The organism is Butyricicoccus sp. (assembly GCF_977037065.1).
The window spans coordinates 133902-148706 of record NZ_CDRQNY010000001.1 but is presented as its reverse complement, the minus strand read 5'-3'; the positions used below and the strand labels follow the sequence as shown (position 1 = coordinate 148706).

The window sequence follows — 14805 nt, the reverse complement described above, 5'->3', positions numbered from 1 at the left end:
TTGTCTTCCTCCCGTTACAGCTCTTCGATCACGCACAGGCAATCCAGCCCGGCCAGTTCGGACAGCAGCTGCGTATGCGGTATTTTTTCATTCAGACGGATTGAAAAGATCGAGCTTGGATGCAGCTGCTCACCGCTCCGGTTGCGCTCGATGTCGATGTCATAGATCTGCACATTCTGCGCCTTCAGCTGATTGATGATCGTGCTGACATCATCCATCGAGTTAAACTCCAGATACAGATTGATGTCGCGCGCATTTTCCTGAATGTATGCGTCCACGATTGGAAACAGGCGGATGCTCAGAAAGATCATAGCAAACGCGATCAGTACGCACTCGTAAAATCCCGCGCCAACCGCAAGGCCGGTACACGCCGAAGCCCACAATCCGGCGGCGGTAGTCAGTCCCTTGACCTGCTGACGGCCGGTGACCAGAATCGTGCCTGCGCCGAGAAAGCCGATGCCGTTGATGACCTGTGCGCCGAAACGGGAAACGTCGGTTTTCATGCCGAGCTCGGCTGCAAGCGCCGACCACGGGCCGGTTATCAGCGTATACTCATACAGACTGAGCAGCACGGTCAGTGCCGCGCCCAGACACACCAGCATATAAGTGCGGAACCCCGCCGGACGGCGTTTTCGTTCCCGCTCCAGACCGATGCAGCCGCCGAGCAGCATAGCCAGAGCGAGCCGCAGCACGACCGATGCAAAGTGAAATTCGCGAAGATATGCAATCGTTTCTGTCATGTTCTGCTCCTCCTCATTTCCTGCGGAAACCGTTTACGCACACGTTTGCGCTGATGGTCGTTTTACACCCTGCGCTCCTTGGTATATATACAGTATAACACCGAATCAGGCAAAGTTTCATCCCTCACATTGTAAGAAGTATTTTGTTTATTTTTGTGTAATTTGTACATTCGCAAACGTTTGTGTATTTAATTGTCTCCATATTATTATATATTAAGTTCTAAATATCCGCATTTGTGAAAATTTTAATTTCGATACATCCTCTCCGAACTGTTTTTTTCCCTTCCGCAGAGCGTAAATACCCCCATTCTGCACAGATTGTGCAGGGCGGGGGTATTCGTTCCGTATCACACGAACTGCGCCTGCACGCAGCACAAGGCACTTCCGCCTTACATGGTCCCTTCCTCCTCCATTGCGCTGAGCAGCGGCGTTACCATCTGCTTTTTGCGGCTGACTACACCCGGCAGCACGACCGAATGCTCCCCGCATTCCTTGCGGAACGCGGTATGCACCAGATTCTTTGCACCCCGGCCGACATAAAGCAGTTCGGTCTTTTCCTCGATGATATCGGTCAGCATGACAAACTGCATGGACAGTCCGCTCGTCTTGAGATAGTCCTCCATATAGTCCAGCATTTTATCCCGGATGCCATTCAGCTCATTCTCGCTGACACTCGTGATCTGCGAAATGGCGATTTTTTTATTCTGTACCTGAAAGTACTTGAAATCCATATGGAACAGCTCGTCCATCGAACGGTCGCGCAGGCGCGAGCTGGAGCGGAACATCTCCGTTGCGTACTCTTTGATGTCCAGACCTGCGATCTGCGCCAGCTCCTCTGCGGCAGCGCGGTCGAGCGGCGTACAGGTCGGAGAACGGAACATCAGTGTATCCGACAGGATCGCAGAGCACAGCAGACCCGCGATTTTCGGCTCGATCGGCACATTATGCTCATGATACATTCCTGTGATAATGGTCGCAGTACAGCCGAGCGGCTGATTGCGGAAATAGATCGGCCCGCTCGTTTCAACCGAATCAATGCGGTGATGGTCGATGATCTCAATGATATTGGTCGAACGAATGCCGTCTGCTGCCTGATCCCGCTCGTTATGATCGACCAGAATGACCGACGGACGCTCCAGATCCAGCAGATTGCGCTGAGAAAACATTCCGATATACCGTCCCTGCTCATCCAGCAGCGGATAGTAGCGCATACGCTTTTTGGATACTGCGCGCTTTACATCCTCTACCACGTCATCGGGTTCAAAGGTGATCAGTCCCCTACGGCGCATGACATGGCGCACCGGCACAGCCTGACTGACCACCTTGGCGCAGCTGTATGTTGTCAGCGGCGTTGCGATGATGGATACCTGATTTTCACTTGCCAGCTTGCGGATGGTACGCGAGACTTTCGCGCCGAGCCCGATAACAATGCAGCCCGCGTTCATCTCAATGGCGCAGAGCTGACTCTCATAGCGATTGCCGAGAATGACCATGTCACGCGGCCCGATATAATCCTCCAGAACATCCGGATTGGCCGCTGCAACCACCACGCTGCCCTGCTCGAACCGCTTTTCGATATCACCGACAATCAGCGTACCATCCAGTACATCCACCAGATTGCGATAGCTTGTGCCGGCCTCCGCCAGTGCGTTCGCGTCCTTGTCCTCCATATAGAAGCGCGCGATATCGCTCAGCGTCAGCAGTCCCTTAAGATGACGGTCCTCATCGACAACGGCCAGCGTCTGGATATCGTTTTCGTTCATGTAATTCCATGCGCGGTGCAGCGACATCTCCTCATCAATACCGGGGATCCTGCGGTACTGCACATCGCACAGACACGGCTCAAATGACTTGATATAACGCGGCGCTTTTACACCGAAGCGCTCCAGGACAAATTTGGTTTCTGTATTGACATGGCCTGCCCGGCAGGGGATATATGGTTCTCCGGTCAGCCTGTGCTTAAGCTCTGCATAACAGATCGCAGAGCAGATCGAATCTGTATCCGGATTACGATGTCCGATAACAAAAACCGGGTTCATACTGTACCGACTCCTTTGTCTGAGAAATGACCGCGGGAACTGCTGTGGTTTTCCCAACGGTGTATGATTGCGGGTAAAAGGAAACAGCAGCACCGACCATGCCACTGATTCGGGTGCTGCTGTTCCCCTCGGGAAGAAATAGGACAATACCGCATAATACTGCAAGCAAATTTTTCTGCACGGACGAGGCGTGATCTTACAGCAATACCTGATGTATTAACATAAAAGCACAGCAAGGTCAGGGCATAAAATTTCCGCCAAGCGCCGCGGCAGCGCGACCGGAGCCTGCGCAAGAAACCGCGGCAGCGCGACCGGAGCCTACGCAAGAAGCCGCGGCAGCGCGACCGGAGCCTGCGCAAGAAGCCGCTGCTCTAATTATGCGGTGTTGCCTTAGATATGGTCATTATGATTTTCCATGCGGATCATGCCAGAAACACCTGCCAGCTCCTGACGGAATGCATTCTGCGCGGACTCATATCCGTTCGGTGGAAAGCTTGCACGGAAGCTGATGATATAGGTGTTATGCGGAGTTCTGCTGAAGGACAGATCAAGCAGCTTCGCGAAATGCCGTTCTGCCAGATGCGACAGTTCCACCATGATGTCGCCCATATGGTCACATTCGATCTGCAGATCCAGTTCCGAGCGGCTTCTGGTGCGGATTTTCTCCTGAATCCCGTCAAACGCCACCAGTGTTACAAAGGCAATCACCGTACCGACCGCCGTGAGCACATAGTATCCCATGCCGACCGACAGACCGAGACAGGCAACGACCCAGACACTGGCCGCTGTTGTCAGTCCGCGAACGGTAAATCCCTCACGCAGGATCGCACCGGCACCCAGAAAACCGATGCCGTTGATGACCTGTGCGCCCAGTCGCGCCGGGTCAGAGGGCGTTGTCCCAAATACTGCGATCGTCTGCTCATACAGGATGCAGCTTGTCACCATGACCACACACGAGCCGAGTGCTACCAGAATATGTGTGCGGATTCCCGCCGGATGCGAGGTTCGTGCGCGCTGCGCGCCGACGGCAAACCCGACGATCACTGCACCCAGCAGCCGCAGCACGATATCCACCACTGTAATTTTCCCCATTTTCGTTTCCCTCCTGTCTAAAATATTTGACCGCACCCTGCAATGGCAGGGTACGGTCAGAAAAAGAGAGAGAGATTGTTACGGTTACGTTCTTTTTCTTATTGCATCGTCAAGCGCTCTGCTCGATTTCGCTCCTCCAGATAATCCACCAGCTCCGGCAATTCCCGAATGATATGATCCGGCTGGTAAGCAGCATCTACACCGGCATCCTTCTGCGCCGACAGGAACGACTGGATCTGGATCGCGGCACCAAAATGCATTCGCTTTGCACCGATGATATCACGCGAGATCGTATCGCCCACATAGGCACATTCCTCCGGCTTCGCCTGCATCTGGCGCAGCGAGATCTGGAAAATAGACGGATGCGGTTTCCGGTATCCGGTCACGCTGGACAAGGTAACATCTTCAAAATAATCGCGGATTCCGTACTGCTCCAGCACATCGAACACCGAATAAAGCGATGCCGTATTGGAGATGACGCCCAGATGATATCCGCGTTTTTTCAGTTCCTCCAAAGTCTCCTTGACCTTCGGACGAAGCTCACGGTGATAATAGGTCACTTCCCACATGCCGGCCAGCCGTTCCGCTACCTCCTGCAGTTTTTCACGGTCCAGATTGAAGTCCGCCATATAATACTCCGGCCAGATTTCCTCCGGTTTTTTCTCCAGTTCGTTGGATTCGCTCCATTGTTTGTAGGTACGGATACCGCTGTTCAGCTTGTTCCAGAAGGTAATGTCATTGCAGCCTGTACCCAGATCATGTTCATTGAGGAACGTCCGCAACTCTCCGGTAACCGAGTGAATCGTCTGATCATTATACCAGATATCCTCGAGCGTTCCTCCCATATCAAATAATATAGTGTTAATCACGTTTACTCCTCCTTCTGCGGCAGTGCAAGGGAGGCACGAACCACATTGTGATCGCTCAGCTCCGGCTGTGTATACCGGGCCAGCGCACTGTCCTGCGCAGCAAAGCCGCAGTCTGCCGTCAGTGTAGAAATCACACTGCTGCAGTGCACGGTAAAGCCGCGCGGCAGCAACCAATCCAGCTTCATATGCAGGCAGCCGCCCTCCGGCAGCGGTTTGCGCCGTGTGCAGTCCGCACCGCCCGAAGCCGCCCGCCATGCATAGCCTGCTGCGGTGCAGTCCTGCAGAAGCGGTTCATACAGGTCGATCATTTCGATCGCCGCAGCCAGTTCCTCCGGCTCGTCACACAGATGACGAATCACCGCCTTATCGCGTCCGTCAAAGGTATTGGTATTGAGATCGCCGCCCAGCACAACGGGAATCCCCGGAAATACACGCTCAACCTCCTGCAGTACAGCTTTCATCTGCTGCAAGCGTCCCGCGCCGCTCGTCCGGTTTTCCAGATGGATGGATACCGCGCCGACCTCCTGTCCCTGCACATCAAGCTTTGCAAAAACCGCATTGCGGCCGCCGATGCGCTTCTGTCGGTCATAATACCAGTTATACTGCTCCGGCAGACGGAGCACCTCTGCCCACAGGATCGGCCAGCGCGAAAAGATTGCATTGCCGTGAAACCCGTGTGCAGCGTCCTTCAGCTCGACAAACTCCAGCCCGAACACATACTGCATTCCCAGCGCACGGGCGATCTCTGCGGCAGTATCCCGCTCGCCCGACCGGGCACAGCCGCTATCCAACTCATTGGCCAGGATCAGGTCATACGGCCGCAGCGCCGGGCATTCCCGGAGAAAATCTACTGTTTCAGCAAGACATATGCCCCGCTCCATGTTGAACACCAGCGGATTCAGTTCTTTCTTTTGCGGCGCCGCACCCGCAAACCGGGTCACGATCTCCGCCTCAAAAAACTGAGGAATATCCCGCATCACCGCATCCTGCGATTCCTGCTCCAACCGTGCCGCAGATTGCAGCACGCACTCTTTTGTCAGTTTTTCCATACTGCTCCCCTTTACAGGCGGCGCGGCATCGGTTTTTTGTACAGCTTGAAATATAGCGTCCACGATACCGCGTTGCCGACAAGGATCGGCATCAAGGTATACAGGAAGGTCACATACAGCATCATATTCCGGGCAGCAGGCTCCAGCTGGAATGCTGCGACCACGCACATGATCGTGATAACCGGCAGGCTCGCAAAGCTGTACGGCACGATTCGCTTATCCGGCAGCAGAAACAGGATGCAGCAGACCGCAGTACCCACCACAGAGATCAGACCGCAGTGGATCCAGTTCTCTGCCATGCCTCCGCCGAGAGGCAGATGGTCATGCAGTACGCCGGTCAGCAGTGCATACATACCGCCGAATACCAGACAGAACAGCAGATCCACGAAAAAGCAGGTAACTGCCATCGGACTCTTGCGCTTGCCTTCCTTGGTTACGAATAAAGCCATTCTGTATGCTCCTTCCGCTTTTACTATCCGCGGCAGGCTTTTCAGCCTGCCGCGTCCGTATAGTTTTCTCTTTTGATTACGTCTTAGCCGAGCAGCGTCCAGAAATCACGAACCGGGTTGATGTTCTCATAGATATCGGTAACGTTGAAATCAGAAACGTTCAGCTCGCTGTACGGGGTGGAACCCTCAGCCGGTTCGATATCATCGCGTACCGGCCAGCCGCCCAGCGTATTGAAGTACTTGTAGCCGGATACATCGCCGTCTGCGCCGCCCATCATGAAGCGGATCAGCAGCTTGGCAGCATTCGGATGCTCGCACTCGCCGACAACATACAGGGTGTTGATCTGCGGGATACCAGTGGTCGGCTCGAGGTTTACCGGAGCGAGGCACCAGTTGTTATCCTCATTCTTACGCAGCTTGGAGGAAGAGCAGAAGCCGATCGGCGGATTGGTCTGACCCTTGGTACCTACAGCTTCCGCGATCTCGTCAGAAGAAGATGTGAAGATGGGTTCGTTGTCATGCAGACGCTTGAGGAACTCATAGCCTGCGTTCTCGCAGCCGTCGGACAGCGTCAGCTCTTTACCGTACAGCTCCTTGTAGGAAGCAGCCAGCTGATCCGGAACATCGCCTACGCAGAAACCGGTGATCCAGGAGCCCCATGCCAGATTATCCAGCGGGTTCTGCATCATGACACGGCCCTTCCAGTCCGGCTCGGTCAGCTGCCAGATATTCGTCACCGGAGAACCGTCCGGATAAGCTTCACTGTTGTAGAACAGCTGCGTCAGCTCGACATACATCGGGGTCTGCGTCTTGGTGTACTTTTCATCAATGTGCGACAGGATATCTGCCGGCTTGTAGTTATAGAACTTGCGCGGCAGAATATACTCGTTGTACAGCGTACCGTCCTGATCCTTGATATGCACCACATCGGCAACGTGCTGACCGGCATCATACTCACGGGTAACCTTTTCCAGCAGCTCGTTGGTGGAAATATCGAACGGCTCTACTTCAACGCCGGGATACTTCTCCATAAAGGCATTGGCGACCTTGGTGATACGGGAGGAAATCGAATAGATGGTTACCTTGCCCTCTTCCTTCGCCTTCTCGTACAGTTCCTCATCGGTCTCATCCGTGTTGAAGATACCGGAGGACTCTTCCCACTCGCTCAGCTGGAGCGTGCCTGCTGCCGCTGCCTCATTCGGATCCTGCGCGGCATCGCTGCCCGGATCCGTCGTCGCTCCGCCTCCGCCGCACGCGGTCAGCGAAAACATCATCGTTGCTGCCAGAATACCTGCTAAAGTGCGCTTGTGCTGTAACATTTGTTTTTCCTCCTTCAGTTTCCTCTCTTCGTTTCTTGTGAAAGTGTGCATTGCTGGTATGGTGCTTATTCAACCGAATACTTGATGAGGTTTTCGGTTTTCTTATCAAATACGTTGATCTTGGTGGTGTCGATCGACAGATAGACCACCTGATCCGGGTTGTAATGCGTAATGCCGAGCGCCTTGATGACCATGCTCACGCCGCCGACCTTGACGGTGACCAGAGTCTCGGAGCCGGCAGGCATCGAGGTGTAGATATGCGCTTCGATGTCGGACGGGGACTGACGCGAGGTGTTGATGGTAACCTGCTCCGGACGAATGCCGAGCACTGCATCGAACGATGCTTCCCGCGGCATATTCTCGTCCTTGAGATGATCGGTCGGGAATGTCATCCGGCCCAGCACGCTGTTTACTGTCAGACCGGAAGCGGAAACCTCTGCCTTGCCGTCAACAAAGTTGATGCGCGGGTTGCCGATGAAGTCCGCAACGTACAGGTTTGCGGGGTTGTTGTACAGCTCCAGCGGAGGTGCCACCTGAATGATGATACCTTCGCGGAAAATCGCGATCTTGGTGGACATGGTCAGCGCCTCGACCTGATCGTGGGTAACGTAGATCATCGTCGTGCCGGTTTCGGTGTGCAGACGCTTAAGCTCGCTGCGCATATCCACGCGGAGCTTTGCATCCAGGTTGGACAGCGGCTCATCCATCAGCAGCAGATGCGGCTCGGAAGCGATAGCGCGGGCGATTGCAACACGCTGCTGCTGGCCGCCGGACAGCTCGGACGGGTAACGGTCTACATACTGGCCGATCTGCATTCGTCCAAGGGCATCCTTGATGCGGCGATCTACCTCATCCTTGGGCAGCTTCTGGATATTCAGACCGAACGCGATGTTCTCGCGCACCGTCATATGCGGCCACAATGCGTAGGACTGGAATACCAGGTTAAGGTCACGTTCGCTCGGAGGCGCGAAATGAGCCTCCGCAGCGTTGACGATTTCCTTGCCGTCCATGTGAATGGTGCCGTTCTGCGGCTTCTCCAAGCCGGATACTACACGCAGCGTGGTGGTTTTGCCGCAGCCGGACGGGCCGAGCAGCGTCATAAAGTCACCGTCTTCAATCGTGAGGTTTACATCCTTCAGAATGTGGTTCTTACCATAGAATTTATCAATATGCTTCAGTTCAATTTTGCTCATTTTCCAAACTCCTTTTTTCCGGTTATACCATGCGGATCAGCCGCCCATGCTCTTCGCCAGATCTGCGTCGCCAAAGATATTCGCCAGTGCGTATACCAGGAATACGATGGAGAACATGACGATTGCCACGCAGTCAGAAGCCTGCGGAGAGTTACTGTTCTGATACTGGAATGCCAAATACGGCAGCGTGGAGGTTTTCGGGGTCATCAGCAGGATGATCAGATCGAGTTCCTTCATAATGGAAACGAAGATCAGCATGAAGCCCGAAATGAAGCCGCCCTTGGAAAGCGGGAATACAATGCGAATAAAGCGCTTGAAGAAGCCTGCGCCTGCAATCTCGGCTGCTTCCTCCAGCTCGCCGCCGATCTGCAGCATATTGGAGGTGCCGGCGCGGGAAGCGAACGGCAGATGCTTTACAACAGAGGTGATGGTCAGCAGGGCGAACGTGCCGTACAGGGACGGAACCAGTGTTACGCCGAACAGCTGCTGCGGAGTGGAGAACATCGACAGGAAGATACCGCCGAATGCGATGGACGGGATCAGATACGGAATAAATACCAGCTGCTCTACGACCTTGCCGTGCAGCTTGCCGCGGCCCTTGGCGCAGATATAACCGATGATCTGACCGAAGATGGTGCCGAATACACCGTTTACAAACGTCAGCTTGAGGGAATTGATCAACGAATTGATAAAGTTAGCATTCTTGAAGATACCCGGCTGGCCTTCCATTACCGTTGCGATCGGATCGCCGATCCAGTAGTGCAGCGTCAGGTTGGACAGCGAGTAGTCGCCCTGCCGGAGCATAAAGGACTCGAGGATCAGCAGTGCGATCGGCATGATGATGCCGAAAACAAAGAACAGGAACAGCACGGCCGTGATCAGCAGCTTATGCTTGCCCAGACGGATCGGGGTGGAACGGCCGCCCTTGCCGCCGATGGTGGCGTAGGACTTGCGCGAGCCGATCAGCTTCTGGTTGACGAATACCGAGATCGAAGCGATGCAGATCATGATGAGTGCCATGGCAAACGCGGTCTGGGTATTCTGGGACTTGCTGTTCATGTACAGCTGGCTGGACAGGGTCACGAAATTGACCTTAGAGCCCAAGTAGTTGATAACGCCGAAGGTGCCGATCGCCTTGGAGAAGGTCAGGATAACGGCGGAAAGCATAGCCGGCAGTACCAGCGGGAAGGTGATCTTGCGGAGAATGGTCGCCTTGCCTGCGCCCTGGATCTCGCCCATCTCCTCCAGCTCGGAGTTGATGGAGTTCAGTGCTGCGGAAACCAGCAGATACGCATATGCGTAATAATGAAGCGAAAGCACGGTGATGATCGCGACCGGGCCGTATGCCAGCCAGTCGGGAACATTGATGCCGAGACTCATCAGGAATCCTGGCGAACCGCCGATGCGTTCGGTCTTGAACATGGTCAGCCAAGCCTGCGACTTACACCAGCTCGGGATCATATAAGGAATGATAACTGCCAGCGAGAAGAACGGCTTGAAGGGAAGATCCGTGCGGACCATCAGCCATGCAAGAACCGATCCGATCAGGATGGCGAAGAACGATACGCAGACACCGATCAGCAGCGAATTGAACAGCGGCTGGAGCAGCATCTGCTTGGTCAGTGCGCTGCCGAGCAGGCGCTGCCAGTAATACAATGTGAACGATCCCGCTGTGCCGCCCGCCAGTCGTGCATCCTTCTGTGCCAGCGTAAACGAGGTCGAAATCATATCCAGCAGAGGAAGAACGATCAAGTAGGTCAGCAGCACGATCGCGATCAGCACGATCAGGTTATATGGGTTGGTGACAACCGCCTTGATCTGGTTCTTTAACCTTCTGGATTTGGAGTAGTTCTGATCTTTTGGTTTCATTTCAGTTTTGCCCCTCCTTCAAATTCCGATTGTATTGTTCCACCGCGGTCACCACTTCGGGCAGCGAGCCGATCTTGACATCCGGCTCATACCCCATGCCGCGGTACTTTTCGTCTTTGTGATAAATGCGAGGGTTATCGATCTGAATCATCAGCGGCCATCCGGCGTTCCGCACGCCGCGCACATCGCGGGAGATGGTATCTCCGACGTAGGCCGCCTGTTCTTTCCCGATTCTCATTTCGTTCAGCGCGATCTCGAAAATCTCCGGCCGCGGCTTGCGGATACCGCAGACGCTGCTCATCGTAATCGTTTCAAAATACTGCGCTATGCCGTGTTCCTCCAGAATGCGCGGTACGAAGGTCGTGCTCATAATGTTGGAGATTACACCCAGCCGATACCCGCGCTGCCTGAGAGCCTCCAGCGTTTCCTTCAGCCCCTCGCGTTTGACGATGTGCTTGCGGTATCGGTCGAACATGTAGCAGAGCTCCTCGCCCAGTCCCGCAAGTTTTTCTGCCGGAATGTCAAAGTCCTTCAGGAAGAACTTCTGCCAGATCACATCCGGCGGCAGCTCGATCAGTTCCTGTTCGGTATAGGACTTGTATGCTTTGGCGCCTGCATTGATGTGCTCCAGAAGCTGCTCCGGCGTTTCTGCTGTGTAAATATGATTCATATGAAGGAAGCACCACAGTCGGCGGATATAATCGCGGTCACTCTCCGGGGTAGCGTCCTGTGTATGTACGGTTCCTCCAATATCGAAGAAAACAGCTTGTATCATAACAACTCCTCTCTCTTCCCTTTTTTCTTTACTCCTGCATTTTCATTTGCATCACGTTTTACGCAAACGTTTTCATTTCCTGATTCAACCGTACCACTATCTCCCGGCTATGTCAATAAAAAATCACATTCTCCTATCAAAGTTTTATGATATTCACAATTTACATCCAGGTGTTTTCGTTAATTATGCACAGTTGCTTTTCTCTCCATATTCCCGTATACTGTAATCAACGCAAACGTTTCCGTAGAAATGAGAAAGAAGGATTCTTATGAAATATGATCTTATGCTGATCGGACCCGCCACGCGGGACATCAATATCGACTATACCGGTCAGGAAGTCCGCGAAATCGGCGGCGCTGTATTCTTCTGTGCATACGCTGCCGCAGCCGCTTCCGCAAACCTTTTCGCTTCAGTCAAGATCCATCCGGACGATACCGATGTACTGGATGCATTTCATCTGGACAGCGACCATATCGCCGTGCTGCCCGCCCAATGCACCACCCTGATGCAGAACACCTACTTCACCGCCGACCGCGAACGCCGCAAGGCCGAATGCCTGGCACAGTCGGATGCCATCACTCCCGATCAGATCCCCGATGTGGACTGCGGCCTGTATCATCTGGCCGGTCTGCTGTACGGCGATTTCCCCAACGAGCTGATCCCCGCGCTTTCCAAAAAAGGCAAGGTATCCGCAGATATTCAGGGATTTCTCCGGCACAACGAAAACGGCCTGATGAACTTCCACGACTGGAAAGACAAGCTGACCTATCTCCCCTATTTTGATTTTCTCAAAACCGATGCGGCAGAAGCCGAGATCCTCACCGGTCTGACCGACCGCCGCGCTGCTGCCAAGCAGCTTTATGAATGGGGCGCAAAGGAGATCCTGATCTCGCACAACAGCGAAATGCTGGTCTATGACGGCAAGGACTATTATACCTGCCCGGTCAAGGCACGCAATCTGTCCGGCCGTACCGGACGCGGTGATACTACCTTCGGTGCTTATCTTGCCAAGCGCATGATGGGCGTTTCCATCCCGGATGCGCTGCTGTTCGCTACCGCAGCCGTTTCGCTCAAAATGGAAACCCCCGGTCCGCTGCAGGGTCCCGAACAGGCTGTCCTCGACTATATCAAGGAATTTTACGCCTGAGTCCATCCGGAACCGCTTCGGCACCCGGAACATATCTGATATTTTTCCCGCCTTCTGCCGTTATCCTTGTCTTTCCCCGGCAAATACGGTATTATATTCTTATTAAAACTACTATGGGAAGGAAGCGGCATCTATGCGACAGCACATTACCATCAAAGATATCGCCCGCATTGCCGGTGTTTCGACTTCTACCGTCTCCCGCGCACTCAGCAATTCGCCTGAACTGAGCGAGCAAACCCGCCAGCGGATCCTGGAAATCTGCCGACGGGAGGGCTACCGTGTCAATGCACTCGCACGCAGTCTGATCTGCAATAAAACCAACGTCATCGGCCTGATCGTTCCCGAGGTGACCAATCCGTTCTATGCCGAACTCTCTCTCGGCATCGAAACGCACGCACGCAGCCTCGGCTACAACGTGATCCTGTGCAATGGTCAGAATGACACCAAAGTGACCGAAGAGCTGTTCGGTTTCCTGATCAGTCATCAGGTTGACGGCATCATCCTCGCCAGCTCACAGCAGGATGCAGGAACCATGATCCAGAATTTCGCTCCCCGACTGCCTGCCGTTCTGCTCGGAACGCCGGCACTCGTCAGCGGCGATGAGGTCAACTCGGTCTGCATTGATAATCTGGCAGGCGGCCGTCTGGCAGCAGAGCATCTGCTGGAGCTCGGCCACCGTGACATTGTCTATCTGGGCAACCGCCCCAACAGCCTGACGCACCAGCTTCGTCTGCGCGGCTTTACCGAAACACTGGAAAAAGCAGGTATCACCCCGCAGGTCATCGACAATCCGCATGGTTGCTCCTCGATCGACATCGGCTGTGCACTCAGCCGGGAGCTGTTCGCAAACGGCTGTTCCGCTACTGCGATCTTCGCCTCGACCGATTCCATGGCGCTCGGCGTATTGCAGGCAGCAGACGAATACGGCATCTCTGTCCCCGATGATATTTCCCTGCTCGGCTTTGACAACATCATTTATTCCGCACTGCCAAAGATCGAGCTTTCCACCGTCGATCAGCGCAAGCAGCTTCTTGCAGAAGCCACCGTTGATCTGCTCACGCGCATCATTGATTCGGATGCGCAGGACGAGTTCACGCACCGCATGATCCGTCCGACACTGGTTTCGCGCAGCTCATGCCGCGCATCAAAAAAATAAATCCACAGCACTGCGCACCGACCGCCTTTCTCTCTTAACCCTTTTATCACACACAATACACCAACAGGTCAACCGCAGCGCTGCTGATTGAGAATGCCGCAGGATTCTGCGGCATTCTCATACACCAAAAGGAGGATCTTATGTACCGCATTGAAACCCATCTGCATACCACCTACATCTCCCGCTGCGGCTGGCTTGGCGCAGAGGCCATTATGAAGTATTATACCGCTTGCGGCTATGACGCGATCTGCGTCACCGATCACTACAACCGCGAATGCTTCGACTATGCCGAAATTGATCTGACCACCCCCGGCAGTAAAACGCAGGCCTTCCTGCAGGGCTATCACCGGCTGAAAAAAGTGTCCGAAAAATACAATATCCGCGTGTATGCGGGTGCTGAACTTCGTTTTGACGAATCGGACAATGATTATCTGCTGTACGGCTTTCACGATGCCCTGTTGGCAGATCCGGATCGCGTCATGCGCGAGGGTCTGGCGGCCTTTGCCCCGCAATACCGCGCAGACGGCGCACTGCTCGTGCAGGCACACCCGTTCCGCAAAAAATGCACCCCCGCTCCGGCTGAATATCTGGACGGCGTCGAGGTGCTCAACCTCAACCCCCGCCACGACAGCCATAACGATCTTGCGCTGGCCTATGCCAAGGAGCATCATCTCATCATGACGGCCGGCTCGGACTGCCACCGTCCCGGCGATCAGGGTACGACCGGTATTCTGTCCGACACCCTCCCCGAAGACAGCTTCGGTCTTGCAGATCTGCTGCGTTCGGGCAACTATACTATCATCCGTCCCGAATGCACCGAGGATTGAGACAAAACGATACCATGTAAAAGCTGCTGTTGCCCCAACGCAACAGCAGCTTTTTTGTCGTACATCACGCTTTATTCCCGGTTCACCGCAAACGTTTTCTGTTTGTATTTCACCTTTTATTCTTCTTGTTTCATGCAGTTTGCCTTTTCTATTGTTCATTCTGCATAAAAGTTTTTTTATTTCATTGTATATTCCGTATACGTTTGCGCTTGTTTTGCACAAAATAATCTGGTAGAATATCATCAGTAAAAAAAACAAGACTGAATTGAGGTAATTGTAAT

Annotated in this window: 13 protein-coding genes; 3 read left to right on the top strand and 10 right to left on the bottom strand. The window is 54.0% G+C overall.

All coding sequences use genetic code 11. The annotated features are described in order from the left end of the window. Positions 1-14 precede the first annotated feature (14 nt). From ACWVX6_RS00740 to ACWVX6_RS00695, 10 genes are all read right to left on the bottom strand, one after another. Entirely contained in the window at positions 15-740 is a 726-nt protein-coding gene (locus ACWVX6_RS00740; RefSeq protein ID WP_455152071.1) for an MgtC/SapB family protein, read from the bottom strand. Positions 741-1129: 389 nt separating this feature from the next. Next, complete coding sequence (locus ACWVX6_RS00735) at positions 1130-2779, bottom strand: putative manganese-dependent inorganic diphosphatase (protein ID WP_161274304.1); 1650 nt, start codon at positions 2777-2779, stop codon at positions 1130-1132. Positions 2780-3169: 390 nt separating this feature from the next. Next, positions 3170-3871: an MgtC/SapB family protein gene (locus ACWVX6_RS00730; protein ID WP_270579483.1), complete on the bottom strand. Its 702-nt coding sequence runs from the start codon at positions 3869-3871 to the stop codon at positions 3170-3172. A gap of 98 nt (positions 3872-3969) precedes the next feature. After that, the gene (locus ACWVX6_RS00725) at positions 3970-4740 is read right to left on the bottom strand and encodes an HAD family hydrolase (RefSeq protein WP_158557264.1); all 771 of its coding nucleotides are present in this window, start codon (positions 4738-4740) and stop codon (positions 3970-3972) included. Between the two features lie 2 nt (positions 4741-4742). Further along, entirely contained in the window at positions 4743-5789 is a 1047-nt protein-coding gene (locus ACWVX6_RS00720) for an endonuclease/exonuclease/phosphatase family protein (protein WP_455152070.1), read from the bottom strand. Positions 5790-5800: 11 nt separating this feature from the next. Further along, complete coding sequence (locus tag ACWVX6_RS00715; RefSeq protein WP_117489562.1) at positions 5801-6238, bottom strand: hypothetical protein; 438 nt, start codon at positions 6236-6238, stop codon at positions 5801-5803. 83 nt (positions 6239-6321) lie between these two features. Beyond that, positions 6322-7557 carry an ABC transporter substrate-binding protein gene (locus tag ACWVX6_RS00710; RefSeq protein ID WP_455152069.1) on the bottom strand — a complete coding sequence of 412 codons (1236 nt, stop codon included), beginning with the start codon at positions 7555-7557 and terminating at the stop codon, positions 6322-6324. 65 nt (positions 7558-7622) lie between these two features. Further along, entirely contained in the window at positions 7623-8750 is a 1128-nt protein-coding gene (locus ACWVX6_RS00705) for an ABC transporter ATP-binding protein (RefSeq protein WP_270418042.1), read from the bottom strand. Between the two features lie 36 nt (positions 8751-8786). Further along, on the bottom strand, positions 8787-10619 hold the full coding sequence (locus ACWVX6_RS00700; protein ID WP_118646560.1) for an ABC transporter permease: 1833 nt from the start codon (positions 10617-10619) through the stop codon (positions 8787-8789). A gap of 1 nt (position 10620) precedes the next feature. Further along, positions 10621-11394: an HAD family hydrolase gene (locus tag ACWVX6_RS00695; RefSeq protein WP_117751213.1), complete on the bottom strand. Its 774-nt coding sequence runs from the start codon at positions 11392-11394 to the stop codon at positions 10621-10623. A gap of 268 nt (positions 11395-11662) precedes the next feature. Between ACWVX6_RS00695 and ACWVX6_RS00690 the strand changes: the two genes are divergently transcribed. The 3 genes from ACWVX6_RS00690 (at position 11663) to ACWVX6_RS00680 (ending at position 14524) form a co-directional block, all read left to right on the top strand. Next, the gene (locus ACWVX6_RS00690; RefSeq protein WP_192924436.1) at positions 11663-12541 is read left to right on the top strand and encodes a PfkB family carbohydrate kinase; all 879 of its coding nucleotides are present in this window, start codon (positions 11663-11665) and stop codon (positions 12539-12541) included. Between the two features lie 133 nt (positions 12542-12674). Continuing rightward, positions 12675-13697 (top strand): LacI family DNA-binding transcriptional regulator, encoded by a 1023-nt coding sequence (locus ACWVX6_RS00685; RefSeq protein WP_455152068.1) that lies wholly within the window; start codon positions 12675-12677, stop codon positions 13695-13697. A 140-nt stretch (positions 13698-13837) separates the two neighbouring features. Further along, positions 13838-14524 carry a PHP domain-containing protein gene (locus ACWVX6_RS00680; protein WP_117751218.1) on the top strand — a complete coding sequence of 229 codons (687 nt, stop codon included), beginning with the start codon at positions 13838-13840 and terminating at the stop codon, positions 14522-14524. Positions 14525-14805: the final 281 nt, after the last annotated feature.

Bases quoted from the DNA above. Each gene is read 5' to 3' on its own strand.
- ACWVX6_RS00740 (WP_455152071.1), bottom strand. From the start codon at position 740: ATGACAGAAACGATTGCATATCTTCGCGAATTTCACTTTGCATCGGTC.
- ACWVX6_RS00735 (WP_161274304.1), bottom strand. From the start codon at position 2,779: ATGAACCCGGTTTTTGTTATCGGACATCGTAATCCGGATACAGATTCG.
- ACWVX6_RS00730 (WP_270579483.1), bottom strand. From the start codon at position 3,871: ATGGGGAAAATTACAGTGGTGGATATCGTGCTGCGGCTGCTGGGTGCA.
- ACWVX6_RS00720 (WP_455152070.1), bottom strand. From the start codon at position 5,789: ATGGAAAAACTGACAAAAGAGTGCGTGCTGCAATCTGCGGCACGGTTG.
- ACWVX6_RS00715 (WP_117489562.1), bottom strand. From the start codon at position 6,238: ATGGCTTTATTCGTAACCAAGGAAGGCAAGCGCAAGAGTCCGATGGCA.
- ACWVX6_RS00710 (WP_455152069.1), bottom strand. From the start codon at position 7,557: ATGTTACAGCACAAGCGCACTTTAGCAGGTATTCTGGCAGCAACGATG.
- ACWVX6_RS00705 (WP_270418042.1), bottom strand. From the start codon at position 8,750: ATGAGCAAAATTGAACTGAAGCATATTGATAAATTCTATGGTAAGAAC.
- ACWVX6_RS00700 (WP_118646560.1), bottom strand. From the start codon at position 10,619: ATGAAACCAAAAGATCAGAACTACTCCAAATCCAGAAGGTTAAAGAAC.
- ACWVX6_RS00695 (WP_117751213.1), bottom strand. From the start codon at position 11,394: ATGATACAAGCTGTTTTCTTCGATATTGGAGGAACCGTACATACACAG.
- ACWVX6_RS00690 (WP_192924436.1), top strand. From the start codon at position 11,663: ATGAAATATGATCTTATGCTGATCGGACCCGCCACGCGGGACATCAAT.
- ACWVX6_RS00685 (WP_455152068.1), top strand. From the start codon at position 12,675: ATGCGACAGCACATTACCATCAAAGATATCGCCCGCATTGCCGGTGTT.
- ACWVX6_RS00680 (WP_117751218.1), top strand. From the start codon at position 13,838: ATGTACCGCATTGAAACCCATCTGCATACCACCTACATCTCCCGCTGC.